This window comes from Streptomyces ficellus, assembly GCF_030406405.1.
GTDB classification, from domain to species: domain Bacteria; phylum Actinomycetota; class Actinomycetes; order Streptomycetales; family Streptomycetaceae; genus Streptomyces; species Streptomyces ficellus_B.
Genome location: NZ_JAUEPL010000036.1, coordinates 34,416 through 59,649, shown reverse-complemented (window position 1 = coordinate 59,649; position 25,234 = coordinate 34,416). Strand labels below are relative to the sequence as shown.

22 protein-coding genes are annotated in these 25,234 nt (G+C 72.0%); 9 read left to right on the top strand and 13 right to left on the bottom strand.

Annotated elements, in window-relative coordinates; all coding sequences use genetic code 11:
* Positions 1 to 6 precede the first annotated feature (6 nt).
* The 3 genes from QWM81_RS21975 to QWM81_RS21965 all read left to right on the top strand — a co-directional run bounded on the left by QWM81_RS21975 (position 7) and on the right by QWM81_RS21965 (position 4,485).
* The gene (locus QWM81_RS21975) at positions 7 to 1,416 is read left to right on the top strand and encodes a class II fumarate hydratase (protein WP_435372418.1); all 1,410 of its coding nucleotides are present in this window, start codon (positions 7 to 9) and stop codon (positions 1,414 to 1,416) included.
* A 72-nt stretch (positions 1,417 to 1,488) separates the two neighbouring features.
* Complete coding sequence (gene fomD / locus QWM81_RS21970; RefSeq protein WP_290113956.1) at positions 1,489 to 2,178, top strand: cytidylyl-2-hydroxypropylphosphonate hydrolase; 690 nt, start codon at positions 1,489 to 1,491, stop codon at positions 2,176 to 2,178.
* A 234-nt stretch (positions 2,179 to 2,412) separates the two neighbouring features.
* The gene (locus QWM81_RS21965) at positions 2,413 to 4,485 is read left to right on the top strand and encodes a SpoIIE family protein phosphatase (protein ID WP_290113954.1); all 2,073 of its coding nucleotides are present in this window, start codon (positions 2,413 to 2,415) and stop codon (positions 4,483 to 4,485) included.
* Between the two features lie 115 nt (positions 4,486 to 4,600).
* Here the strand turns inward: QWM81_RS21965 and QWM81_RS21960 are convergent, their stop codons facing one another.
* Positions 4,601 to 6,856 (bottom strand): transglycosylase domain-containing protein, encoded by a 2,256-nt coding sequence (locus tag QWM81_RS21960; protein ID WP_290113953.1) that lies wholly within the window; start codon positions 6,854 to 6,856, stop codon positions 4,601 to 4,603.
* Positions 6,857 to 7,061: 205 nt separating this feature from the next.
* Here QWM81_RS21960 and QWM81_RS21955 point away from each other — a divergent pair, with 205 nt between their 5' ends.
* Together QWM81_RS21955 and QWM81_RS21950 are read left to right on the top strand one after the other, a co-directional pair.
* Entirely contained in the window at positions 7,062 to 8,009 is a 948-nt protein-coding gene (locus tag QWM81_RS21955; RefSeq protein WP_290113951.1) for an SPFH domain-containing protein, read from the top strand.
* Positions 7,955 to 8,230, top strand: coding sequence for a type II toxin-antitoxin system antitoxin (locus QWM81_RS21950; RefSeq protein WP_435372417.1), 276 nt, complete (start codon positions 7,955 to 7,957; stop codon positions 8,228 to 8,230). The genes QWM81_RS21955 and QWM81_RS21950 overlap by 55 nt, the downstream gene beginning before the upstream one ends.
* 100 nt (positions 8,231 to 8,330) lie before the next feature.
* Here QWM81_RS21950 and QWM81_RS21945 read toward each other — a convergent pair whose 3' ends face one another.
* Positions 8,331 to 9,284 carry a hydrogen peroxide-inducible genes activator gene (locus QWM81_RS21945; RefSeq protein ID WP_290113948.1) on the bottom strand — a complete coding sequence of 318 codons (954 nt, stop codon included), beginning with the start codon at positions 9,282 to 9,284 and terminating at the stop codon, positions 8,331 to 8,333.
* Positions 9,285 to 9,413: 129 nt separating this feature from the next.
* Here QWM81_RS21945 and QWM81_RS21940 point away from each other — a divergent pair, with 129 nt between their 5' ends.
* Together QWM81_RS21940 and QWM81_RS21935 are read left to right on the top strand one after the other, a co-directional pair.
* Positions 9,414 to 9,968: a peroxiredoxin gene (locus QWM81_RS21940; RefSeq protein ID WP_290113947.1), complete on the top strand. Its 555-nt coding sequence runs from the start codon at positions 9,414 to 9,416 to the stop codon at positions 9,966 to 9,968.
* 18 nt (positions 9,969 to 9,986) lie between these two features.
* Positions 9,987 to 10,520 (top strand): alkyl hydroperoxide reductase, encoded by a 534-nt coding sequence (locus QWM81_RS21935; protein WP_290113946.1) that lies wholly within the window; start codon positions 9,987 to 9,989, stop codon positions 10,518 to 10,520.
* Between the two features lie 77 nt (positions 10,521 to 10,597).
* Here the strand turns inward: QWM81_RS21935 and QWM81_RS21930 are convergent, their stop codons facing one another.
* From QWM81_RS21930 to QWM81_RS21915, 4 genes are all read right to left on the bottom strand, one after another.
* Positions 10,598 to 11,914: an AI-2E family transporter gene (locus QWM81_RS21930; protein ID WP_290113945.1), complete on the bottom strand. Its 1,317-nt coding sequence runs from the start codon at positions 11,912 to 11,914 to the stop codon at positions 10,598 to 10,600.
* A 118-nt stretch (positions 11,915 to 12,032) separates the two neighbouring features.
* Positions 12,033 to 12,740 (bottom strand): aggregation-promoting factor C-terminal-like domain-containing protein, encoded by a 708-nt coding sequence (locus tag QWM81_RS21925; protein ID WP_290113943.1) that lies wholly within the window; start codon positions 12,738 to 12,740, stop codon positions 12,033 to 12,035.
* Positions 12,741 to 13,133: 393 nt separating this feature from the next.
* Positions 13,134 to 14,456: an RNA 5'-3' helicase PhoH2 gene (gene phoH2, locus QWM81_RS21920; protein WP_290113941.1), complete on the bottom strand. Its 1,323-nt coding sequence runs from the start codon at positions 14,454 to 14,456 to the stop codon at positions 13,134 to 13,136.
* Positions 14,457 to 14,773: 317 nt separating this feature from the next.
* Positions 14,774 to 15,535 carry an isoprenyl transferase gene (locus tag QWM81_RS21915; protein ID WP_290113938.1) on the bottom strand — a complete coding sequence of 254 codons (762 nt, stop codon included), beginning with the start codon at positions 15,533 to 15,535 and terminating at the stop codon, positions 14,774 to 14,776.
* A gap of 175 nt (positions 15,536 to 15,710) precedes the next feature.
* Here QWM81_RS21915 and mgrA point away from each other — a divergent pair, with 175 nt between their 5' ends.
* Positions 15,711 to 16,748: an L-glyceraldehyde 3-phosphate reductase gene (gene mgrA / locus QWM81_RS21910; RefSeq protein ID WP_290113937.1), complete on the top strand. Its 1,038-nt coding sequence runs from the start codon at positions 15,711 to 15,713 to the stop codon at positions 16,746 to 16,748.
* Between the two features lie 204 nt (positions 16,749 to 16,952).
* Here the strand turns inward: mgrA and QWM81_RS21905 are convergent, their stop codons facing one another.
* The 3 genes from QWM81_RS21905 to QWM81_RS21895 form a co-directional block, all read right to left on the bottom strand.
* Positions 16,953 to 18,680: a DUF2079 domain-containing protein gene (locus QWM81_RS21905; protein WP_290113935.1), complete on the bottom strand. Its 1,728-nt coding sequence runs from the start codon at positions 18,678 to 18,680 to the stop codon at positions 16,953 to 16,955.
* Positions 18,681 to 18,711: 31 nt separating this feature from the next.
* Positions 18,712 to 19,110 (bottom strand): cupin domain-containing protein, encoded by a 399-nt coding sequence (locus QWM81_RS21900; RefSeq protein WP_290113934.1) that lies wholly within the window; start codon positions 19,108 to 19,110, stop codon positions 18,712 to 18,714.
* A 75-nt stretch (positions 19,111 to 19,185) separates the two neighbouring features.
* Positions 19,186 to 19,962, bottom strand: a complete 777-nt coding sequence (locus tag QWM81_RS21895) for a prepilin peptidase (protein WP_290113933.1) — start codon at positions 19,960 to 19,962, stop codon at positions 19,186 to 19,188.
* An 89-nt stretch (positions 19,963 to 20,051) separates the two neighbouring features.
* Between QWM81_RS21895 and QWM81_RS21890 the strand changes: the two genes are divergently transcribed.
* Complete coding sequence (locus tag QWM81_RS21890) at positions 20,052 to 20,423, top strand: DUF192 domain-containing protein (protein WP_290113931.1); 372 nt, start codon at positions 20,052 to 20,054, stop codon at positions 20,421 to 20,423.
* Here QWM81_RS21890 and QWM81_RS21885 read toward each other — a convergent pair.
* The 4 genes from QWM81_RS21885 to QWM81_RS21870 are packed head-to-tail and all read right to left on the bottom strand — an operon-like array spanning position 20,395 to position 25,109.
* Positions 20,395 to 21,510 (bottom strand): mannosyltransferase family protein, encoded by a 1,116-nt coding sequence (locus QWM81_RS21885; RefSeq protein WP_290113928.1) that lies wholly within the window; start codon positions 21,508 to 21,510, stop codon positions 20,395 to 20,397. The genes QWM81_RS21890 and QWM81_RS21885 overlap by 29 nt on opposite strands.
* Before the next feature lie 16 nt (positions 21,511 to 21,526).
* Positions 21,527 to 22,072 carry a hypothetical protein gene (locus tag QWM81_RS21880; protein WP_290113926.1) on the bottom strand — a complete coding sequence of 182 codons (546 nt, stop codon included), beginning with the start codon at positions 22,070 to 22,072 and terminating at the stop codon, positions 21,527 to 21,529.
* Positions 22,069 to 22,827, bottom strand: coding sequence for an Imm52 family immunity protein (locus QWM81_RS21875; protein WP_290113924.1), 759 nt, complete (start codon positions 22,825 to 22,827; stop codon positions 22,069 to 22,071). Before QWM81_RS21875 ends, QWM81_RS21880 begins: the two co-directional genes overlap by 4 nt.
* Positions 22,828 to 22,880: 53 nt before the next feature.
* Positions 22,881 to 25,109 carry a Tox-REase-5 domain-containing protein gene (locus tag QWM81_RS21870; protein WP_353938333.1) on the bottom strand — a complete coding sequence of 743 codons (2,229 nt, stop codon included), beginning with the start codon at positions 25,107 to 25,109 and terminating at the stop codon, positions 22,881 to 22,883.
* Positions 25,110 to 25,234: the final 125 nt, after the last annotated feature.

Sequence of the window (25,234 nt, the reverse complement as noted above, 5' to 3'; positions counted from 1 at the left end):
ACGACGATGAGCGATGAGCCGGACTACCGGATCGAGCACGACTCCATGGGTGAGGTGCGGGTCCCCGCCCACGCCAAGTGGCGGGCCCAGACCCAGCGGGCGGTGGAGAACTTCCCCATCTCCGGACAGCGCCTGGAGCGCGCCCACATCGAGGCCCTCGCCCGCATCAAGGCCGCCGCCGCCAAGGTCAACGCGGAGCTGGGCGTCCTCGACGAGGACGTCGCCGGCGCCATCCAGGAGGCCGCCGCCGAGGTCGCCGAGGGCCGCTGGGACGAGCACTTCCCGGTGGACGTCTTCCAGACCGGCTCCGGCACGTCCTCCAACATGAACATGAACGAGGTGCTCGCCACCCTCGCCGGCGAGCGGCTCGGCCGCCCGGACGCCGTTCACCCCAACGACCACGTCAACGCGTCCCAGTCGTCCAACGACGTCTTCCCCTCCTCCATCCACATCGCCGCCACCGCCGCCGTCACCGGCGACCTCATCCCGGCCCTCGAACATCTGGCCACCGCCTTGGGGCGGAAATCAGCCGAATTCGCGGACGTCGTCAAGTCCGGTCGTACGCATCTGATGGACGCGACACCGGTGACCCTCGGTCAGGAGTTCGGCGGGTACGCCGCGCAGGTCCGGTACGGCGCCGAACGGCTGCACGCCTCGCTGCCGCGCCTCGCCGAGCTGCCGCTGGGCGGTACGGCGGTCGGCACCGGCATCAACACCCCGCCCGGCTTCTCCGCCGCCGTCATCGCCGAGGTCGCCCGCACCACCGGGCTGCCGCTGACCGAGGCGCGCGACCACTTCGAGGCGCAGGGCGCGCGCGACGGGCTCGTCGAGACCTCCGGACAGCTCCGTACGATCGCCGTATCCCTCACCAAGATCGCCAACGACCTGCGCTGGATGGCGTCCGGGCCGCGCACCGGACTGGCCGAGATCAACCTCCCCGACCTCCAGCCGGGTTCGTCGATCATGCCCGGCAAGGTCAACCCGGTCATCCCGGAGGCCGTCCTGATGGTCGCCGCGCAGGTGACCGGAAACGACGCCACGGTCGCGGCGGCCGGCGCCGCCGGGAACTTCGAGCTGAACGTGATGCTCCCGGTCATGGCCAAGAACCTGCTGGAGTCCATCCGGCTGCTGGCCAACGCCTCGCGCCTGCTGGCCGACCGCACGGTCGACGGCATCACCGCCAATGTCGAGCGCGCGCGTGAGTACGCCGAGTCGTCGCCGTCCGTCGTCACCCCCCTCAACAAGTACATCGGGTACGAGGAGGCCGCGAAGGTCGCCAAGAAGTCGCTCGCCGAGCGCAGGACGATCCGCGAGGTCGTCCTCGCATCCGGGTACGTCGAGCGGGGGGACCTGACGCTCCAGCAGCTCGACGAGGCCCTTGACGTACTCCGTATGACACGCCCTGACCAGCGGTAACACAGATTTCCGGCCGCGCCGCCCGTGACGTGCGTCGCGGCGCGGCCGGGGTCGCACCCCTAAGATCTGCGCATGACAGCCGAGACGACGACAGGAAACGGGGCGCGCCCCGGCGGCACGCGCTGGTCGCCGGGTTCGCGGATCCTGTGGCGCTACCGGGACAACGGCGGCGGTCACATCCACATCTGCCGGCCCGTGACCGTCGTCCAGGACACCGACGACCTCCTGGCCGTCTGGATGGCGCCGGGCACCGAGTGCGTCAAGCCGGTGCTCACCGACGGCACCCCCGTGCACGAGGAGCCGCTCGCCACCCGGTACACCGCGCCGCGCACCACCATGCGCACCCGGTGGGCCGGCACGGGGGTGCTGAAGCTGGCGCGGCCCGGGGAGCCGTGGTCGGTGTGGCTGTTCTGGGAGCGCGGCTGGCAGTTCCGCAGCTGGTACGTCAACCTGGAGGAGCCGCGCATCCGATGGTCGGACGGCGTCGACTCCGAGGACCACTTCCTGGACATCTCGGTCTACCCGGATCGCAGTTGGCTCTGGCGTGACGAGGACGAGTTCGCCCAGGCGCAGCGCAGCGGCCTGATGGGCCCGGCCCAGGCCCGCCGGGTGCGGCAGGCGGGGCGGGCGGCGGTCGAGGCGATCCGGGCGTGGGGCACGCCGTTCGCGGACGGCTGGGAGGACTGGCGGCCCGACCCGCGCTGGACGGTGCCCGAGCTGCCGGCGGACTGGGATCACCTCCCGGCGCACACGGCTCCATGAGACCCTTGATGTGCCCCTGGGGTGCAAACGTAGGATCGTCCTCCGGAAGTTCGCGGAGCAATAACGACTGAGCAGAGACCAGGAACTGACCGTAAGTCATCCATAAGGGGGTGGAGCCGTGCCTGATCCGTGCCCGGATACGTCCCCCCTTGTCGACGCCGCCCTCAGAGCGGGTATAGCGCCTGACAGAGCGATCGCATCGCACTACCGGCCCGGACGGACGGAATCCCACGCGTGACGGAGCATCCCACCTCCCACGAAGGCCGGCAGCCCCTGGCTGCCCGGCCGCAGGAACGCACCCGGCCGCGGCAGGAGACGCCTCCGTCCCCCGCCGCGTCGCCCGCTCCTGCGCCCGCGCCCTGCGCGGGGCCCGCCCCGGGCGCGGCCACCGGGACGGCGGCCCCCGTGGCGTCCGCTTCGGGCCACACGGGCGGCCCGTCCGGTCACACGCCCGCCACCGGGCCCGGCCAGGGCGCCGCCACCGGCCCCGGCCACGGCGTCGCACCCCTGTCCGTGCCGCTCGACGGGCTGCCGGCCCAGAGCCAGGCCCACAGCCAGGCCCAGGCCATGGCCCAGGGCGGGATCGGGCCCCAGGAACCGGCCGGAGCCGCCCGGCGCGAGGGCGACCGGCTGCGGTTCGTGGGCGCCGCCACGCGCCGGATCGCCCGTGGCATCGACCTGGACGAGATCGTGCTCGGCCTGTGCCGGGCCACCGTGCCGACGTTCTCCGACGCGATCCTCGTCTACCTCCGCGACCCGCTCCCCGTGGGCGACGAGCGGCCCATCGACCCGTTCGTCCTGCGCCTGCGCCGCACGGACCGGCTGCGTTTAACCGACGACGACTACGACCTGGGCCTCTCCCCGGCCGACGCCGACACCGGACTCGGCCCGGCCGCCGAGCTGTGCCGGCTCCAGGCCGGGGGCGCCCTCGCCGAGGTCCTGCGCGGCGTGCGCCCCGTCTTCGGCGACTCCGCCGCGGCCCGCGCCGCGCTGCCCGAACTGCTCGGCGACGGGCGCTCCGTACCGTCCGGGCACCGCGCCATCCTCGCTCCGCTGCGCGGGCGGCGCCGGGTGATCGGCGCGGCCGTGTTCCTGCGCCGCCCGGACCGGCCCGCGTTCGAGCCGAACGACCTGCTGGTGGCGGCGCAGCTGGCCACCCACACCGCGCTCGGCATCGACAAGGCGGTGCTGTACGGGCGCGAGGCCTACATCGCCGACGAGTTGCAGCGCACCATGCTGCCCGAGAACCTGCCGCAGCCCACCGGCGTGAAGCTCGCCTCGCGCTACCTCCCGGCGGCCGAGACGGCCCGCGTCGGCGGCGACTGGTACGACGCGATCCCGCTGCCCGGCAGCCGGGTCGCCCTGGTCGTGGGTGACGTCATGGGGCACTCCATGACCTCCGCGGCGATCATGGGCCAGCTGCGTACCACCGCGCAGACCCTCGCCGGGCTCGACCTGCCGCCGCAGGAGGTGCTGCACCACCTCGACGAGCAGGCCCAGCGGCTCGGCGAGAACCGCATGGCCACCTGCCTGTACGCGGTGTACGACCCGGTCGCGCACCGGATCACCATCGCCAACGCGGGCCACCCGCCACCGATACTGCTCCACCTCGGCGGCCGCGCCGAGGTGCTGCGCGTCCCGCCCGGGGCGCCCATCGGCGTGGGCGGCGTGGACTTCGAGGCGGTCGAGCTGGACGCGCCGGCCGGGGCGACCCTGCTCCTCTACACCGACGGGCTGGTCGAGTCGCGGCTGCGCGACGTGTGGACCGGGATAGAGCAGCTGCGCGAGCGGCTCGCCGCGACCGCCCAGCTGACCGGCCCGGACCACTCGCCGCCGCTGGAGGCACTCTGCGACGACGTACTGGACATGCTCGGCCCGGGCGACCGGGACGACGACATCGCGCTGCTCGCCGCCCGCTTCGACGGGATCGCGCCGAGCGATGTCGCCTACTGGTTCCTGGAGCCGGAGGAGCAGGCGCCCGGCCGCGCTCGGCGCCTGGCCCGGCGGGCGCTGGCCCGCTGGGGCCTGGAGGAGCTGTCGGACAGCGTGGAACTGCTGGTCAGCGAGGTGGTCACCAATGCCGTGCGGTACGCGGAGCGGCCGGTGACACTGCGGCTGCTGCGGACCGACGTACTGCGCTGCGAGGTGGGTGACGACTCGCCGCAGCTGCCGCGCCAGCGGCGGGCCCGTGACACCGACGAGGGCGGGCGGGGGCTGTTCCTGGTGAACCGGCTGGCCAGGCGGTGGGGGGCGACGCGGCTGTCGACCGGCAAGGTGGTCTGGTTCGAGCTGCCGACCCGCGTGTGACAGCACTTCCGTAAAGACCGCTCCCGTATATGGCGCTCCCCGTGGGACGACGGTGGCCGAGCCCCCGGTGAGGGCCCGGCCACCGTCGTCCTGTCATGTCGCCCCGGGGCTCACCTCAGGGCTTGGGCGGTTTCTCATCGCCGCCGCCACCGTTGCCGTTGCCGCCCGGCTCGCCGGTCGGCTCACCGCTCCCACCGCCGATGACCTCACCGGTCGGGTCGTCGGTCGGCGTGGGAGTGGGGGTCGGGGTCGTCGGCGTACGCGTGGGGGTGGGGGTACGCGTCGGGGTGGGGGTGGGGGTGGGGCTCTGGGTCCGCGTCGGCTCGCCGGTGGGCGACTCGGTCCTGGTCGGCTCGTCGGTGGGCGTCGGCGTCGCCGTGGGGATGGGCGCGGCGGTCTCGGCGATGTCCAGGTCGAACCGGGCGTCGGAGCCGCCGCCGAGGGCGCGCAGCGTGTAGTCGGCCCAGATGCGGGCCGGGAAGCCACCGCCGTTGGCGCGGCCGGAGTTGGCAGTGCCGGTCAGGGTGACCTGCTTGCCCTTCTGGGCGTCCTCGCCGAACAGGGCGACGACCGTGGTCAGTTCGGGCGTGTAGCCGGCGAACCAGGCCGACTTGTTGTTCTCCGACGTACCGGTCTTGCCGGCCGCCTGGTACGCGGAGGTGTTGGCCTCGTGGCCGGAGCCGTTCTTGACGACGCCGGTCAGGGCGGCGGTGACGGTGTCGGCGCTCTCGCGGCTGATGACCTGGGCGCCGACGGACTCCCCGGGCTCGATCACGCGGTCCTTGTGCTCGGCGGACTTCACGATCGTCGGGGTGACCTTCTTGCCGTGGTTGTCGAAGGTGGCGTACACCGCGGCCATGTCCCAGGTGGAGGCTCCCATGGTGCCGAGTGTCATCGCGGGCGTCTCGACGAAGCCGTCGCTGTCCTTCATACCGAGGGCGAGGGCGGTCTCCTTGGCCTTGGCCGGGGTGACGTCCACGATCATCTGGGCGAAGACGGAGTTGATGGACTTGTTCATGGCCTGCTGCACGGTGACGGGGCCGTAGCTGCGGTCGTCCTCGTTCTGCGGCGCGAAGGGGGTGTCGCTGCCCTGGACGGGGCGGCGGCTGGTGCCGTCGTAGACGGTGTTGAGGCCGATCTCGTTGCCGTCCTGCGTCCGCGAGCCGTTCTCCAGGGCGGAGGCGAAGACGATGGGCTTGAAGGTGGAGGCGGGCTGGTAGTCGCGGCGGGTGGCGTTGGACAGCCAGTGCTCGGTGGCGCCGACGCCTCCGTACAGAGCCACGACGTGACCGTTCTCGGGGTCGACGGAGGTGGCACCGGCCTGGACCGTCGCGTCGACCTTGTTGGTCTTGCGGTCGAGGTGGTCCTCCAGCTGCCGCTTGACCGCCTTGACGAGCTGCTTCTGCTTCTTCTCGTCGATGTTGAGGGTGATGGTCCAGCCGCCGGCGTTGATGTCCTTCTCGCTGATGTCGTTGCGGTCCATCAGCTCCTGCTTGGCGGCCTCCACCAGGTAGCCGGTCTGCCCCTCCATGCCGGGCGCGGCCTTCGGCTCCTGCGGCACCGGGAACGTCTGCCCGGCGCGCTGCGACGCCGGCAGCCAGCCCTCCTCGACCATGTTGTCGAGTACGTAGTTCCAGCGCTCCTTGACGAGTTCGCGGCCGGTGGCGCCGGCGACGGACCAGTCGTACTGGCTGGGGGCCTGGAGGAGGGCGGCGAGGTAGGCGCCCTGCGAGACGGTCAGCTTCTCGGCGTCGACGCCGTAGTACGCCTGGGCGGCGGCCTGGATGCCGTAGGCGCCGCGGCCGTAGTAGCTGGTGTTGATGTATCCCGCGAGGATGGCCGGCTTCTTCATGCGCTGGTCTACCTTGAGGGAGATCACCAGCTCCTTGAGCTTGCGGGTGACCGTCTGGTCCTGGTTCAGGTAGTAGTTCTTGACGTACTGCTGGGTGATGGTCGAGCCGCCCTGCTTGCCCTTGCCGGCGAGGGTGTTGAGCACACCGCGGGCGGTGCCCTTGATGTCGATGCCGGAGTCCTCGTAGAAGGTCTTGTTCTCCGCGGCGACGAATGCCTTCTCCACCTCGTCCGGGATCTTGTCGAGGCCGACGATCTCGCGGTTGATCTCACCGGTACGGGCCAGGATCTTGCCGTTGCTGTACTTGTAGACGTTGCTCTGCATCGTCGCCTGCTCGTTGGGGTCCGGCACGGGAACGAGCAGGTAGATCACATAGAAGGCGCCCATCGCGAACAGGCAGCACCCGAAGAACGTGCCCAGCAATCTCTTCCAGGTGAAGAAGCGGCGTATGCCCGCGCCCCCGGTCTCCGCCCTGCGCGCCCCGCGCTGCCGCGCCCGTCGCGCTTCCGCTCGACCCATCGCTCCGTCGCTCCGCTCTGCTCTTCCGCTGCGAATCAGCTCAGCAAACTAACACCAGGGGTACTGACAAAGTTCAACGGATCCGGCCTTTTCCGGACGTGACAATGAGCACCCATCTCCAAGGAACCGACTCCTCAGGGGTGCGCAGGGTTGCGAAGCACGATAAAGTGTTATCACTTTGATAGCGGACCGACGGGGGGACATCATGTCCACGACCAGTAAGAACACGGCGGCCGGGCGCACGGACGACCTGCCGCAGATGCCCGAGCCCCGGGTACGGGAATTCGCCGCGCGCAGCATCGGCGGCGGGCTGGCCCTGCTGCTCGGGCTGCTGGGACTCGCGGCCGGCGTCTGCCTCGTGGTGGCGGGCGCGACGATGGGCTCGACAGGTGCCAAGGTCACGCTGATCGTGGCCGGCGTCCTGGTGGCGTTCGCCGCCTTCCTCGCGATGTGCGGGCTGAACATGGTGGCGCCGGGCGAGGCGCGGGTGGTGCAGCTCTTCGGGCGGTACCGGGGCACGATCCGTGACGACGGGCTGCGCTGGGTCAATCCGCTCACGTCCCGCGCGAAGATCTCCACGCGGGTGCGGAACCACGAGACGGCGGTCCTGAAGGTCAACGACGCGTACGGCAACCCGATCGAGCTCGCCGCGGTGGTGGTGTGGAAGGTCGAGGACACGGCGCAGGCCATGTTCGAGGTCGACGACTTCCTGGAGTTCGTCTCCACGCAGACGGAGGCGGCGGTGCGGCACATCGCGATCGAGTACCCCTACGACGCCCACGACGAGGGCGGGCTGTCGCTGCGCGGCAACGCGGAGGAGATCACCGAGAAGCTGGCCGTCGAGCTCCACGCGCGCGTGGAGGCGGCGGGCGTGCGCATCATCGAGTCGCGGTTCACCCACCTCGCGTACGCACCGGAGATCGCCTCCGCGATGCTCCAGCGCCAGCAGGCGGGCGCGGTGGTGGCGGCGCGCCGGCAGATCGTGGACGGCGCGGTCGGCATGGTGGAGGCGGCCCTCGCCCGCATCCAGGAGCAGGACATCGTCGAGCTGGACTCCGAGCGCAAGGCGGCGATGGTGTCCAACTTGATGGTGGTGCTGTGCGGGGACCGCTCGGCACAGCCGGTTTTGAACACGGGCACCCTGTACCAGTGACCCCCACGCCCGAGCGCCGGCCGCGCAAGCAGGTTCTGCTCCGTCTCGACCCGGCGGTGTACGAGGCGCTGGCGCGCTGGGCCGGGGACGAGCTGCGCAGCGCCAACTCCCAGATCGAGTTCCTGCTGCGCAAGGCGCTCGCGGACGCGGGCCGGCTCCCCCCGGCCGCCGGGCCCCTGCCCCGCCGCGGCCGGCCCCCGAAGGCCCCGCCCCCGGACTGACCGCGTCACCCCCTCGGCCCGGGCACGCGCGGCGCTGTGCCGTGCCCGAGTGACACGCGGCGGGGGGGGTTCCGCCGCGCGGGGTCTATGTGTCCGGGCCCTATGTGTCCGGGCCGAGCACCCGCACCGGGAGCGCGGCCATCGCCTCGCGCAGCGCGGCGGCGAGCTCCTCGAACTCGGCCTGCCGCGCCGCGCCCGTGCGCATCGCCAGCGCGATCCGCCGCGAGGGCGCCGGATCGGCGAACCAGCCCGTCACCAGCCGCTCGTTGCGCCCCGTCTCGACCGTGACCGCCGTACGCGGCAGCAGCGTCACGCCCAGCCCGCCCGCGACCAGCTGCACCAGCGTGGACAGACCGGCCGCGGTGGTGGTGACCGCGGCGCCGTCCTCGCGGCCCGCCTCGCGGCAGATGTCGAGCGCCTGGTCGCGCAGGCAGTGACCCTCGTCCAGGAGCAGCAGCCGCAGCTCGCGCAGGGCGTCGCGCGGAATGTCGGTGCGGCCGCCCAGCCAGTGGCCCTCGGGCGTGACGAGCACGAAGTCCTCGTCGAAGAGCGGCAGTTCGGTGACGCCGGGCACGCCCAGCGGGACGGCGAGCAGCAGCAGGTCCAGCCGCCCGGCCGCCAGCCCCTCCAGCAGCGACGAGGTCTGCTCCTCGTGGACCTGGAGGTCCAGCTCCGGGTACCGCTCGTGGACGAGCTTCAGCACGGTCGGCAGCAGGTAGGGCGCGACGGTCGGGATGACCCCGAGCCGCAGCACACCGGTGAACGGCGCGTGCGCCGCCTCCGCCTCCTCCATCAGCTCACTCACCGCGTCCAGCACGGCCCTGGCCCGTACCGCGAGCCGCTCACCCGCGGGCGAGAGCAGCACTCTGCGTGTCGTACGCTCCAGCAACTGGACACCGAGTGCCTCTTCGAGCGCCGAAACCGCGCCCGACAGCGCCGGCTGGCTCATCCCGATCGCCGCTGCCGCGTCCCGGAAGTGCAGGTGCTCGGCCACCGCCACGAAGGCACGGAGTTGGGCCAGACTGGGCTGCTTACCCTTATATAGGGACAACACTGATAACCACCTTCGATCAACACGAGCCAGTCTAGCTATTTCACTGATCAATGCACTGCGTGCCATGCTGGGGCTCCGTCCAACCCCCACGGAAGCCTCACGAGGGCTTCCCAGCAGCAAGGAGAGCGCGTGCTCACTGTCGGTGACCAGTTCCCCACGTACGACCTGACCGCCTGTGTGTCGCTCGAGAGCGGCAAGGAGTTCGAGCAGATCAACCACAAGTCCCACGAGGGCAAGTGGCGCGTGGTGTTCTTCTGGCCGAAGGACTTCACCTTCGTGTGCCCCACCGAGATCGCCGCCTTCGGCAAGCTGAACGACGAGTTCGCCGACCGCGACGCCCAGATCCTCGGTGTCTCCGGCGACTCCGAGTTCGTGCACCACGCCTGGCGCAAGGACCACGCCGACCTGCGTGACCTGCCCTTCCCGATGCTCGCGGACTCCAAGCACGAGCTGATGCGCGACTGCGGCGTCGAGGGCGAGGACGGCTTCGCGCAGCGTGCCGTCTTCATCGTCGACCCGAACAACGAGATCCAGTTCTGCATGGTGACCGCCGGCTCCGTGGGCCGTAACCCCAAGGAGGTCCTGCGGGTGCTGGACGCCCTGCAGACCGACGAGCTGTGCCCGTGCAACTGGACCAAGGGCGAGGACACCCTCGACCCGGTCAAGCTCCTGTCGGGCGAGTGACGAGGCGACTGATCTGACATGGCTCTCGACGAACTGAAGTCCGCGATCCCGGACTACGCCAAGGACCTGAAGCTGAACCTCGGCTCGGTCATCGGCAACAGCGAACTCCCCCAGCAGCAGCTGTGGGGCACGGTCCTGGCCTGCGCGATCGCCTCGCGCTCGCCGAAGGTCCTGCGCGAGCTGGAGCCGGAGGCCAAGGCGAACCTCACGCCCGAGGCGTACCAGGCGGCCAAGTCCGCCGCCGCGATCATGGCGATGAACAACGTCTTCTACCGCACGCGTCACCTGCTCTCCGACCCGGAGTACGGGACGATGCGCGCCGGTCTGCGGATGAACGTCATCGGCAACCCGGGCGTGGAGAAGGTCGACTTCGAGCTGTGGTCGCTCGCCGTCTCCGCGATCAACGGCTGCGGTATGTGCCTCGACTCGCACGAGCAGGTGCTCCGCAAGGCCGGCGTGGACCGCGACACGATCCAGGAGGCGTTCAAGATCGCCTCGGTGATCCAGGCGGTCGGAGCGACGCTCGACGCCGAGGCCGTGCTGGCCGAGTAATCGGCACGCGTATACGCCTGCGCGTCATATGCGAAGGGGCCCACCGACATCCGTGTCGGTGGGCCCCTTGGCGTAGGTCACTCCCCTTCGCGCGGCGCCTGCGGCGGCGGCGTGGGCGCCGTCTCGACGGCCGTCGCCCCGTGCGGTGGCGGCGCGGCCCGCAACGCCTGCTCCTCGCTGTACGCCCGCAGGTAGCCGACGACCGTGTTGGTGACCGCCACCAGCGGGACCGCCACCACCGCACCGCCGATGCCGGCGACCAGACCGCCCGTCGCGACGGCGAGGACGACCGCCAGCGGATGCACCCGTACCGCGCGCCCCAGGATGAACGGCTGGAGCACATGGCCCTCGATCTGCTGCACCGCGAGCACCACCGCGAGCACCATCAGCGCGGTGAACACGCCCTGCGTGACCAGCGCGACGATCACCGCCAGCGCACCCGAGACCACCGCGCCGACCAGCGGGATGAAGGAGAAGAGGAAGATGAAGACGCCGAGCGGCACCGCCAGCGGCACGTCCAGGAAGTAGATGCCGAGGCCGATGAAGATGGCGTCGATCATCGCGACCACCACCGTGCCGCGCACATAGGCGGTGAGAGTGCGCCACGCGCGCGGACCGGCGCCCGCGACTCCGGGCCTGGCCAGCGAGGGCACCAGCTTCAGCACCCACAGCCAGACCTTCTTCCCGTCGTACAGCAGGAAGAGCGTGGAGAACATCGCGAGCAGGATGCCGGTCAGCAGCTCCATCATGACCGTGACGCCCTGGAGACCGGCCGAGGTGATCTCCTGGGTGTTGGTGCCGATCGTGTCGCTGAGGTTCTTGGCGATGTCGTTGATCTGCTGCTCGGTGACGTGGAACGGGCTGGCCAGCAGCCAGCGCTTGAGTTCCTCGATGCCGTCCCTGACCCGGTCGGAGATGTCGCCGAGGTTGTCCATCACCTGCCAGACGACGAACCACCCGACCAGGCCCATGACGACGAAGCCGGTGATGGCGGTGACGGCGGTGGCCAGTCCGCGCGGCAGACCCCACCGCGTCAGCCGGCCGACGGTCGGCTGGAGCAGGGCGGTGATCAGCAGCGCGGCGACGAAGGCGAGGACCACCAGCTGGACGGCGCTGATGATCTTCATCAGCACCCACAGGGTGCCCGCGAGGATCAGCAGCCGCCAGCCCGCCTCGGCCGCGACGCGCATGCCCCACGGGATGGCGGCGGCGGGATCGGGCCGGGCGGCGACGGCGGGGGCGTACGCGGGAGGCGGCGGCACGCTCTCCGGTACGGGCGCGGCCTCGTCACCGCCCTCGCCGGACTCCTCTTCCGCTCGGCGCTCGTCCAACCGCTTGCCCATCCGGGTCAGCCCGGCGCCCAGTTTCCCGAGCCACCCTGGCACTTTGGTCATGATCTTCCCTCTTCCCCCCACCGCTCCCCCGGGAGTGACGGGCCTGACGCTACACGCACGGAGCCCCTCACCGTAGGACGGCGAGGGGCTCCGGAACGTTGAGCCTGCGGGGTACGGGCTAGTACCAGTTGTTGGCCTGCCAGAAGTCCCAGGCGCCGCACGGGCTGCCGTAGCGCTCGTTCATGTAGTTCAGGCCCCACTTGATCTGGGTGGCCGGGTTGGTCCGCCAGTCGGCGCCGGCGGAGGCCATCTTGGAGCCCGGGAGCGCCTGGACCAGACCGTACGCACCGGACGAGGCGTTGGTGGCGCGGTAGTTCCAGCTGGACTCGTGGTCCACGATGTTGCTGAAGCACTGGAACTGGTCGCCGGGGATCATCTGGCGGGCCATCGCCTGGACCTCGGCGACGCTGTAGGAGGACTGCGGCGCGAAGGCGGTGGCGCTGCGCACCTCGGTGCGGCTGGCGCGCTCGGCCTCTTCGCGCTCCTTGCGCTCCTGCTCGGCCTTCTCGGCCTCCTCGTCGGCGGCGGCCTTCTTGGCCAGCGCGTCCTTGGCGGCCTGGATGCGGGCTGCTTCCTCGGCGGACTTCTGCGCGGCGAGGTCGGCCGCGGCGGCCTGGGCCTCGGCCTGCTGCGTCAGCGAGGAGACCTGTACCTGGGCCTGCTGGCCTACGGGGATGTCCGCCAGGAGCGTCGTGTTGGCGGACGCGGCCTCGAAGTTGTCGTTCGAGGGCTGGGTGTTGCCCGAGGCAACGCCCACGACGGCGCCGACAGTGGTGACCGCAGTGGCCGAGGCCACCGCGAATCCCCGGACCGAGATCCGGCTCACACGGTTTTCCTTCCAGCATCGCCCGCTTAGGTGACCTCGCGGGCGAAATCGTGCCCCTGGCGCTGGTCCCCCCACGTCTGGGTCACGGGGGACACGGGCCCGGTGGGCAACTCCCTTGCGGGAGTGCCGCGTGGTGCTGCGGGCGGCATACGGCGAACGGCTCTTGAGTTGTGACAGGTGTGCCGTATGCGGGGCCTGACGGAAGCAAGACTCTGCCCGAAGGCGACGGCGCAAGGCAATTCTTCGTTGCGTGTGAAAGCTCACACGCCTCTCACCGCGGGAGTTTTACGTGTTTGGTCGCGCAGCACGGCGCCGCCCGGCTAGGCTCTCGGGCTTTGCCGGACGGCGCCAACTCCATGTCGCCTTTGCGGTATTACACCGCCTCAGACCTGCTCAGATCTGCCCATCCTCCAGCATTTCGGTCACGAGCGCGGCGATCTGCGAACGCTCCGAGCGGGTCAGGGTCACATGCGCGAAGAGCGGATGCCCCTTCAGTTTCTCGACGACGGCCACGACTCCGTCGTACCGGCCGACCCTGAGGTTGTCGCGCTGGGCCACGTCGTGGGTCAGCACAACCCGGGAATTGGCCCCGATACGGGACAGCACGGTCAGCAGGACGTTGCGTTCGAGGGACTGGGCCTCGTCCACGATGACGAACGCGTCGTGCAGTGAACGGCCGCGGATGTGCGTGAGCGGCAGGACCTCCAGCATCCCCCGGCTCAGCACCTCCTCGATGACCTCGCGGCCTGCCACCGCCGAGAGCGTGTCGAAGACCGCCTGCGCCCAGGGGCTCATCTTCTCGGCCTCCGTGCCGGGGAGATAGCCGAGCTCCTGGCCGCCGACCGCGTACAGCGGCCGGAAGACCATCACCTTCTGGTGCTGGCGCCGCTCCAGGACCGCCTCCAGACCGGCGCACAGCGCGAGCGCCGACTTGCCCGTGCCGGCCCGGCCGCCCATCGAGACGATGCCCACGTCCGGGTCGAGGAGCAGATCGAGCGCGATGCGCTGCTCGGCGCTGCGCCCCCGGATGCCGAACGCCTCACGGTCCCCCCGCACCAGGCGCACACTGCCGTCCGCGGTGACCCTGCCGAGCGCCTTGCCGCGCTCGGACTGCAGGACCAGACCGGTGTGTACGGGGAGCTCGGCGGCCTGAGGCACATACAGCCGCTCCTCCGCGTACAGCAGGTCCACCTGCTCCGCCGAGAGGGGCAGCTCGGACATGCCGGTCCAGCCGGAGTCCGTGATGGCGAGCTCCGCCCGGTACTCCTCGGCGAGCAGGCCCACGGAGGAGGCCTTGATACGCAGCGGCAGGTCCTTGGACACGACGGTGACGTCGTACCCCTCGGCCTGGAGGTTGCGCGCCACGGCGAGGATCCGCGAGTCGTTGTCACCGAGGCGGTAGCCGGCCGGGAGGACGCCGGGATCCGAGTGGTTGAGCTCCACGCGCAGGGTCCCGCCCAGCTCCCCGATCGGGAGGGGGTCGTCGAGACGGCCGTACCGGATCCGGAAGTCGTCCAGCAGGCGCAGCGCCTGGCGGGCGAAGTAGCCGAGCTCCGGGTGGTGTCTCTTGGCCTCCAGCTCCGTGACCACGACGATCGGAAGCACGACTTCATGCTCCTCGAAGCGGGCCATGGCGCCGGGGTCGGCCAGCAGGACGCTGGTGTCGAGAACGTAGGTGCGCCTGTCGTTGAGGCGGCGCTTTGCACTGGTCACCACGGAAGGACAGACCCCCTCTTATAGAGGTGCATGAGGTCGGGGTGCGACGGCGACGGCGTCGCGGTGGGATGGGTCCGGGTGCGGGCCACGATGCGCGGACCGGACACCGGTCCTCCGCGTCGTCCGTACACCTGCACGGTCGTCCTGCTGCAAAGGGCCTCCCGGGTGAGCGGGCTTGCCTGCCGCTCACTCTGCAGGGGGTATTCCCTCCAACGCGCCGCGCCATGCCATGGCATATGACGACGCGTCGGTGAACGGGTGGTGACGCGAGCTCCCCCGACGTGCCGTCAGGAGCGCCGTCGGTCTGTCGGGTGGTGTCAGGTGCCGTAGCGGCGGTGGCGGGCGGCGTAGTCGCGCAGCGCCCGCAGGAAGTCGACCTTGCGGAAGGCCGGCCAGTGCACCTCGCAGAAGTAATACTCCGAATGGGCGCTCTGCCAGAGCATGAAACCCGACAGCCGCTGTTCACCGCTCGTGCGGATCACCAGGTCCGGGTCGGGCTGGCCGCGCGTGTACAGGTGTTCGGAGATGTGCTCGACGTCCACGATCTCGGCGAGCTCCTCGAAGCTCGTCCCCTTCCGCGCGTGCTCCAGCAGCAGCGAGCGGACCGCGTCGGCGATCTCCTGGCGGCCGCCGTACCCCACGGCGACGTTCACGAGTATCCCGGTGTGGTCGCGGGTGGACTCCTCGGCCTCCTTCAGGACGGCCTGGGTGCGGGCGGGCAGCAGGTCGAGCGTGCCCACGTGGTGCACGCGCCAGCGGCCGTCGGCGGCGAGGTCGCGGACCGCGTTCTCGATGATGCCGAGCAGCGGCACCAGCTGCTCCTCCGGCCGGTTGAGGTTGTCGGTGGACAGCATCCAGAGGGTGACGACCTCGACGTCCGTCTCGGCGCACCAGCCCAGCAGCTCCTGGATCTTGCTCGCGCCGGCCTTGTGCCCCTGCTCGGGCGTACCGCCGGACGCCTTCGCCCAGCGACGGTTGCCGTCGAGGATGACGCCGATGTGCTTGGGCACCTGGGCGTGGTCGAGGCGGCCCTCCACCCGGCGTGCGTAGAGCCTGTACACCAGGTCGCGCAAGTTCACCGACATCACCTCTCGATTGCGTACGGCCCGCCACGGCGTCGGCCCAGGGAGACAGGGGGAAGCGGCACCGCTCGATCCCGGCGCACCGCGGCTGTCCCCGAAGCCGCCACATTACTGCGCGGGGGTCACGGCGGCCCAACCCGGCCTGTCACAGGTCCGTGATAAGGAGGGAGACGTGACTGATACCCGCGCATACCGACCCGCCGACGACCGTTACGACTCGATGGAGTACCGCCGTACCGGCCGCAGCGGCCTCAAGCTGCCCGCCATTTCCCTGGGCCTGTGGCACAACTTCGGTGATGACCGGACCCTCGCCTCCCAGCGGGCGATCCTGCGCCGCGCCTTCGACCTCGGTGTCACACACTTCGACCTGGCGAACAACTACGGGCCGCCGCCCGGCTCCGCCGAGCTGAACTTCGGCAAGATCTTCGCCCAGGACTTCGCCCCGTACCGCGATGAGCTGGTCATCTCCACCAAGGCCGGGTATCTGATGCACCCCGGTCCGTACGGCGAGTGGGGCTCGCGCAAGTATCTGCTGTCGTCGCTCGACGCCTCGCTCAGGCGGATGGGCCTGGATTACGTCGACATCTTCTACTCCCACCGCTTCGACCGGAACACCCCGCTCGAGGAGACGATGGGTGCCCTCGCCTCCGCCGTCCAGCAGGGCAAGGCGCTGTACGCCGGCGTCTCCTCGTACAACAGCGAGCAGACCGCCGAGGCGGCCCGGCTGCTGAGGGAGATGGGCGTACCGGCCCTGATCCACCAGCCGTCGTACTCGATGATCAACCGCTGGACCGAGGAGGACGGCCTCCTCGACACCCTGGAGGCGGCCGGCATGGGCTGCATCTCCTTCGCGCCGCTCGCGCAGGGCCTGCTCACCGACAAGTACCTCCAGGGCATCCCGGAGGGCTCGCGGGCCAGCCAGGGCAAGTCCCTCGACCCGAACCTCCTGTCGGAGGACGTCGTGCGCCGGCTGCGCGGCCTGGACGAGATCGCCCGCCGCCGCGGCCAGTCGCTGGCGCAGCTGGCCCTGACGTGGGTGCTGCGGGACGAGCGGATGACGTCGGCGCTGATCGGCGCGTCGAGTGTGACGCAGCTGGAGGAGAACATCGCCGCGCTGTCCGGGGCGCCGCTGAGCGACGAGGAGCTGAAGGAGATCGACTCGTACGCGGTCGACACCGCCGGCACCAACATCTGGGCGGCCCGGGGCTGACACCGCCCGCTTCGGGCGGGGCGGGAAGCAGGGCACAGAAAACGGGCCGGTCCGTGGGGGGGATACGGACCGGCCCGAGGGGGGGTTTCCACCATAACCCTTCGTAAGTCGTGCTGGATGCCACGACAGGCCGCAACTACGCTCCGGACACGCGGGACCACGCTGTGAGCACGGAATCCGGCCCGTTTCCCGGCTCCGCGGGGGTCACCCCGTCGGCGAGGCGCCGGGTTGACGGCCGGGGAGGCTGCCGCGGAAACGGTCCGGTCGATGCGGGTCGGACCGGCCGTGGGTGCCATGCGTCGCGCTCAGCCGTACGCGCCGGAGCAGGGTGAGGCCGTCGCGCTCGGCGACCTTCCGGTAGCCGTGCCGTTTCTGCGCGGCGGCCAGTTCCGCCTGCTGCCGCTTCAGGGGGTAGGGCCAGTGGCCCGTCCTGTACGGCCAGGCCTCGGGGGGCCGGCGGTCGTGGACGATCCACTCCGCGGTGGGCGGCGGGAGGCGCCTCCTGTCGTACGCGTACAGCCGCCCCTGGACCGGGAAGGCCGGGAAGAGGACGACCGTGCAGCGTGAGGTGAGCTGCGGTACCAGGCGGTTGGAGGCGGCGACGGTCGCGCCGTCCGGGATCCTCGCCAGCAGCGCCCGGGCCGCCTCGACGTGCGCGGGAGTACGCCAGGTGGCGCGCTGGAGCAGCTGGGCCAGCGGGAAGGACGGCAGCATCACCAGCGTGACGGCGAGGACGGTGGCCAGCGAGGCGCGGAGGTGGCGGCCGGCGAGCGGGTGGTCGGTGCGGCGCCAGACGGTCAGCGCGTCGATCAGCCCGGCGGAGACGACCGGCATCAGTACGGCGCTGTAGTGGAAGGCCGTGCCCCAGTGGAAGCCGTTGTCCGACATCATCCGCCAGGCCAGCGTGGGCACGGCGATCAGCGAGAGCGGTGAGCGCAGCGCGAGCAGCGCGGACGGGGCGAAGACCAGGACGAGGGTCATGGCCTTGATGTCGGGGCGCAGCGCGTCGAGCGGGGCGTGGGCGAGGGTGCTGAGCAGCGAGCCGTAGCCCTCGGCGAGGTTGCCGCCGTGCGCGTAGCCCCCGTCCGGGTGGAAGGCGGGCATCAGCAGCGTGATCTCGACGGCCGAGCCGACGAGCCCGGTCACGGCGGTGGCGGCGCCCAGGCGGCGCGGGCCCCTGAACGCGATGTACGCGCCCACGGCGGCGAGCGTCAGGCCCAGGTCCTCCTTGACCAGCAGCAGGGGCGCGGCCCAGGCGACGGCCGCCCGCCAGCGGCGGTGGGCCAGGGCTTCGAGGGCGAAGGCGAGCAGCGGTACGGCGAGGGCGACCTCGTGGAAGTCGAAGGCGGCGGCCGACGCGATGCCCCAGCTCAGCCCGTACGCGGCGGCGACGGCGTGCGCGGGCCCGCGACCCAGCGCGCGGGCGGCCCAGCGGGCGAGCGGGACGACGGAGACGGCGAGCAGCGCCGACTGGGCGGTGAGCAGGCAGAGCGGGGAGGGCCACAGCCGGTAGAGCGGGGCGAGGGCGGCGAGGAGGGGGTGGAAGTGGTCGCCGAGGATGTGGAAGCCCGCACCGCGCAACGGCACGACGGGGGCGCGCAGTTCGGCGTACGCGCGCACCGCCTGCTCGAAGATGCCGAGGTCGTAGCCGGTGGTCCGCAGGAGGAGGTGACGGCGCACGGCGACGGTGGCGTACAGCCCGAACAGCGCCGCGGCCCACCCCCACGGAACCAGGGCCGCGAGCGACCGGCGGCGGGCGGGGGGCGGTTGGGGGCGGGGCGCGCAGGGGGGAGCGGGGACGGGCGCGCCGGGGGCGGGCGCGCCGGAGGCGGGCGCATGGCCGGCAGGTGCCCCGGCGGCGGGCACGGTGGCGGGGGCCGGTGGGGGGACGGCGCGACCGGGCCGGGGCTTGTTGTCGGGGAATGTCCGCATATGGCCGCATGCTAGGCGGCGGTCTGGTCGCTCAGGTCAGCTCGTGGCCCGTGGTGCCGTCGACGTTTTCCGGAATCTCCCCCTCATGGCGGTCACCGGTCGACAGCGTCCCCGACGGTTCGAACATCAGGATTGACGCCCCCTCAGGCGCGGACGGCTTGTGCTCGGTGCCCTTCGGTACGACGAAGGTGTCGCCGCGCCGCAGCTCGACCGTCCGCTCGGTGCCGTCGGCGGCGCGCAGCGCGATGCTGAACCGTCCGTCCAGGACCAGGAAGAACTCGTCCGTGTCGTCGTGGACGTGCCATACGTGGTCACCAGCGGCGTGCGCGATCTTCACGTCGTAGTCGTTCATACGGGCGACGATGCGCGGGCTGTAGATGTCGTCGAAGGTGGCGAGGGTTTCGGTGAGGTTCACCGGCTTCGTATCCATGACAGGAAATCTTGCCCGCTGCGGAGCGGGCCTGTCTTGCGAGTGGGCTTGTCACTGGTCTTGTCAGTGGGCTTGTCACTGGGTGCCCGCCGGGCCCGCCGCGAGCGCCCCCAGCAGCACGCCCGCCAGCGCCCCGCCGATCATGAACGGCCCGAACGGGATGGTGCTCTTGCGGCTCGCCCGCCGCTGCGCGACCAGCCCGAACCCGTACACCGCCCCGAACAGGAACCCGGCGAAGGCGCCCATGAACAGCACGCCCCAGCCGTACCAGCCCAGCACGACGCCCAGCGCGAGCGCCAGCTTCACGTCACCGAAGCCCATGCCGCTGGGGTTGACCAGGAACAGCACGAGGTAGCCCGCGCCCAGCGCGAGCCCGCCGAGCAGCGCGGTCGGCCACGCCCCCGCGCTCCCCGGCAGCAGCGCGGCGCCGCCCAGCAGGGCGGCCGCCCCGGCGGCGAGCGGCAGTGTCAGCCGGTCCGGCAGCCGGCGCACGGCCCGGTCGACCAGGGCCAGCACCACCGCGACCGGCGCGATCAGCAGCCACACCGCCAGCTCGGGCCGCGCGCCGGTCGCCGCCGCGAGCGCCCCGCAGGCGAGCGCGGTGACGACGGACACGGCGGGCACGGCGGTGACGACGGGCACGGCGGCCGCGGGGGACGTGCCGGGGCCGCACGGCGCGCAGCGGGCGGGGCCGAGCCAGCCGCCCGCCGGGCCCGTGAACGGGTGCCCTTCCGGGCAGGCGTCGCGCCACGGCCGGCCGGGCGCGACGGACAGGCGGTACGCGGCGCGCGGTACGAGCAGGCCGGTGGCGGCGCCCCACAGGACGGCGACGGCGATCAGCGTGGCGTACACGCACCCGACCCTAGGACCGGGCGGGCGGCCGGTCATGGGCCCACGGGCCCACTCCCGCCGGGGCGGGGCCCACGCTACGGTCGTCGCCCATGGGCCAATGGCGTAACGGCACCGGTGTGTTGACCGCCCCGGACCACGGCGTACCGATACCGGTCGAGATCGCCGCCTCCTACCGCACCCGGCGGCGCGGCCTGCTGGGCCGGGACGGCATCGACGGGGCGCTGCTGCTGAGCCCCTGCAACAGCGTGCACACCTTCCGGATGCGGTTCGCCATCGACGTGGCGTACCTCGACCGGCGGTTGAGGGTCGTCGACGTGGTCACCATGGAGCCCGGCCGCCTCGGCCTGCCCCGCCCGCGCGCCCGGCACGTCCTGGAGGCCGAGGCCGGGGCGATGGCACGCTGGGGCATCCGGCCCGGCACCCGCCTGGCCATCACGGCGGACCCGGCCCCAGCAGCGTGAACGCCCCGTACACCCCCGACGCCAGCGCCAGCGCGGCCAGCACCAGCGCCACGCCGCGGTCGCGCAGCCGCGCCAGGGCCACCGCAGCCGGGAGCAGCAGCGGGAACGCGGGCATCATCAGGCGCGGCCGGGAGCCGAAGTACGCGGCGCCGACCAGGGAGATGACGACCACCGCGATGCCGTACACAAGGACCGGCAGCGGCTGGCGCTGCCTGACGCACAGCCACACCGCCCAGCCGACCAGCGCCAGCGCCGCGCACAGGCCGACACCGGCGAGCGGCGCCGGACCGGTCAGGTTCTGCCACACGAAGCGGGCGAGCGCCACGCCCCCGTCGATACTGTTGCCCCACGCGGCCTGCACCTCGAAGTACGCGGTCGCGCTGCCCTCGCGCACGGCGACGAAGACCACGTACCCCAGCCAGCCCAGCGGTGCCAGCAGCACCCCGGCGGCCATCCGGGCCGTCACCCGCCGCTCCCTCACCACCGTCACGACGGCGGTGATACCGAGCGCCGCGATGAGCGCGGCGGCTGACGGCCGGGTGAGCCCGGCGAGGACGCACAAGGCGCCCGCCCAGACCCACCGGCCGCGCAGCACCGCGTACAGCGACCAGGCGGCGAGCGCGGTGAACAGCGCCTCGGTGTACGCCATCGACTGCACGAACGCGGTCGGGTACACGCCCCACAGCACCGCCAGCACCACCCCGGCGCGCCGCCCGGCGACCTGTGCCCCGACCGCGTGGATGCCCCACGCGGCGGCGAGCGAGGCCGCCCACGACACGAGCAGCCCGGCGGTCGCGGCGTCGATCGGCAGCACCTCCGACAGGCCCCGCTCCAGGGCGGGCAGCAGCGGGAAGAACGCCAGGTCGGAGTGGACGCCGCCGTGGGGGAGTGTGACCTCGTGACCGTAGCCGTGCTCGGCGATCCGCACGTACCAGACGGAGTCCCAGCGCCCCTTGAGCCGGTGCAGTACGTCCTCACCGGCCACGGCGGCGGCCACCGCGAGGACCGCCAGCCCCACCACCCGTACCGCCACATACCCCCACAGGGCGAGCGCGGCCGAGGTCCGGCGATCTTGTTGCGGGAACATGCGGTCGATTATCGCGTCAGCCGGTGGGCAGTTCCCCGATCGGTACGTCCTCGATCGGTACGTCCTGGATCGGTACGTCAGTGACTGCGGCCACCATCATGTGCGGGGCGTCCTCGTCGCACTGGCCCACGCTCACCGCCACCCAGCGCGGCCCGTGCGGGGAGCCGACCGGGCCCCACACCATCAGCTCGCCGTAGAGGCCGAAGGCGCGCAGCTCCGCGAAGAGCGGCGGCACCGACTCGTCGTCCGCGTCGCCCAGCAGCAACGCGCGCATGCCGACCTCCCGGTGCGGCCCCCAGCGCTCGTCCAGCGCGCCCGTCAGCTCCGCGAAGTACCTCTCCGCCTCCTCCTGCGCGGTGTCCCACTCGGGCCCCGGCACGCCGACGTAGGCGCGGCTCTCCCACAGCGGGGCCAGCCGGAACCCGGCGCCGTAGCTGCCGCTCCAGCTCTCCGAGCCCGGCTCCCACCGGGTCGGGCCGTCCTCCGGGAGCGGCCTCGCGAGCAGGGCGTCGACGGCGGCCACGGCCTCGGTGACGTCGAACGGGGTGCCCGTCGCCTTCACAGCTTGGCCCTGTCCATCGGCCGGGGCAGCGCCTCCAGGGCGCCGGTGGCGCGGACCTCGCGGTTGACGGCGACGAGGTCCTCGACGCCGCCGGCACCGGAGAGGTCCAGCAGCAGCCCGCCGTGCTCGGTCGGCTCCGTCTTCCCGGGCAGGCCGGGTGCCTTGCCGGGCACGTCGGGCGCCTTGCCGGCGCCGGCAAGGAGGGCGGCGTCGGCACCGGCACCGGCACCGGCACCGGTGAGGAGGGCGGCGCGTCGCTCGGACAGGTAACCCGCCCAGCCGACACACGCCTGACCGGGCTCCCGGCCGTCGTCCTCCAGGGCGAGCTGGAGCTCGGTCTGCGTCACCTCGCCCCAGTCGACGTCCCATGTCTCGGCGACGGCACGGAGGATCTCGGCGTACGGCAGGGCGGCGCCGTCGTCGTCGGGGGCAGTGATCGTGAGCACCACGCTCATGGGAAGGTGCTCCGACACCCCTCCCCCGGTGCCGCTGACGCTCACCTTGACCGGGTTGGCGGCGGGCGTGGACAGCGCCATCGCGTACCCCTTGCGGTCCGACCAGTCGTCACCCGCGTTGCGCTCACGCAGGCGGGCGGCGAGCGCGTCGGTGTTCGTCGCGTCCGGGACCTCCTGCCAGGTGCCGAAGACGGCCGGGTCGATGTCCCGCAGCCGCGTCAGCAGCGCGCTCCAGCGGGCGGCGAGCTCCCGTTCCGACTCGGGCCTCGGCCCCCAGAAGCCCCGTACGACTCGCCTCATGGTCTGTCCTCCTCTGTAGGCTCCCCCCCTCGCCGCATCCTAGGGAACGGTTTTCACCCACCGGGCCTCATCGGGCCGGAGACCGGTCGTTTCTGAGGCGTGTGGACCACCTTGATCGGCAGGTCCTCGTCGAGGAACGCCAGCCGCGCCGCCCGCGCCACCATCGGGTCCGAGAAATGCCACTCGATCGCCCGGCCACCGGACGCGGCCACCTGCCCGCGCGCCTCCTCCAGGAACCTCGCCTTCCCGCTCTCCGTCAGCCGGGCGACCGGCTTGCCGTCCTCGTTGGCCAGATAGCCGGTGTAGCCGAGCTTGGCCTCCAGGAACGTCTGCCGGTCGGCGTCCCAGCCGTCGTACTCGACCGGCCGCCTGCCCGCGTCCGGATGCGGTACGACGTACTCCTTGCCGCGCACGGTGCCGCTGACCTGCTCCTGGTAGCGCAGCCACGCCTCGTTGGCCCAGGTCGGCTCGGGGTTGCGATTGCGGCTGCGCCACGCGCCGTCGCCCTTGTCGGCGTCGCCGAGCTCGGGGTCCTCCAAGCCCTTGGCCCACTCCGGCGGTTCGTAGTTGCGCGGGTCGTTCTTGTCGCCGGGCGTGGGCGGCGGCCACTCCTTGGGGCCGTTGCGCTTCTTCTTGGCGTCCGCGACGGCCTGTTCGGCCGCGTCCGCGTCGCGGTCCGCCTGCCGGGCGGCCTCCGTCCTCGCCGGGTCGTCACCCTCGCCGCAGGCCGGCTCGGCGAGCAGCTGTACGGGGACGGCGGCGGGGGCGCGCGCCGCGAGGAGCCCGGTGCCGGGGCCTTCGACGCCTGCCGCGTACGGGATTCCGGTAGGGCCGCCTTCGGTACGGCCGCCTTCGGTAGGGCCGTCTTCGGGACGGCCGCCCCAGCTGAACGTGCAGCCCGTGAGGCCCGCCTTCTCGGCGGCCTCGTCGGCGTGCCGGCGCGCCTCGCGGGCGGCCGCCTCCGCGGCGTCCAGGTCTCCGGCGTCGGCGGCTTTACGGGCCTTGGCCGCCGCCTCGGACGCCTTCTGTGCCAGCTCCCCGACCGCGCCCAGCTTTCCGAGCTTGCCCAGTCTGCCGAGCTTTCCCACGAGCTTGGCCTCGCCGTAGCCGGGGATGAACAGGGACCCGACGTTCCACAGCACGGTGCCGATGGCCTGGCCCTGGTCGCCGCGGTTCCACATGCCGCGCACGTCGTCGCCGACGAACACGTCGTCGAGGACGGTCACGCCGGTGCCCAGGGACGCGGTGCCCCAGTCCCACAGGGCGCCCAGGTAGTCGCCCTCCTGCCACTTGTCGAGGGCGCCCCCGGCGTCCTTCAGCCACTGCTCGCCGAGGCTCTTGCCGTACTCCTTGATGCCCTCCCAGGCCTTGATGGGGTGCAGGATCGTGTCGAAGGTGCCGGTGATGTCACCCCACAGCCCGTCCTTGAAGACGCCCTCGAAGAACCCGCCGACTTGGCGGGCGCCGCAGGAGAGGAAGGCGCCGACTCCCGAGGTACAGCTCTCCCCGTCGTCGCCGCCGCCCTCCCGGGGTGCGGCGGTGTCGTCCGGCTCACCAGCACCGTCCTGCGAGCCGGGACCGTCCTGACCGGTGCCGTCCTGCCAGACGGGACCGTCCTGACCCGTGTCGTCCTGTCCCGTGTCGCCCTGCGAGCCGGGACCGTCACCGTCGCCGGCCCGCCCCGGCCGCACCCCGTCCCCGGCGTCGACCCCTCCCCCACCGCTGCCGCCGGCCTCGCACCCGGTACCCACCACCGCGCACACCGCGGCCCGGAGCCCGCCGACGACCTGGCCCCCGACGCCCGACACCACCAGCGCGCCGATGATCGCCGCGACGAGCAGGACGAGCCCGACGTACTCCGTGGTCGTCTGCCCGCCCTGCGTACGCCACTTGATCATGCGAGCCAACCGGAACGGCCGGTGCGGCGACGCCCGCTCGCCGCCCGGCAGCAGGAACCACTCGCGCGAGGACCGCCGGCACAGCAGCACGGCGACGACGACGGGGATCACCAACTGCGGTACCCCACGGGCGTCACCGTCCGCCAACGTCCCCAGGGCGCCCGCGATGAACCAGCCCTGCACGGCAAGCAGTCCGCGCCGTACCCACGCCCCGCCCGTCCACACCCGCCGCCCGAGCAGGAACCCCGCCGTACCGGGCATGGCCCCGTACAGGACCCAGGCGATCAGCTCCCCGTCCACCCCGCCCAGCGACGCGGCCAGCAGCAACACCCCGAGCGCGCCGAGCAGCGTGACGCCGAACACCAGCCGCACCAGAACCAGCACGGCGTGAACCGCACGCGGCAACGGCCGCCGTCGCGGCACAACTCCCCCACCACCGGCCCCTGTTGCAGACATGCCCCGACGCTAAGGCGACCCCCGCCCCACGTCTTGGGCCCCAGGGCCCAACC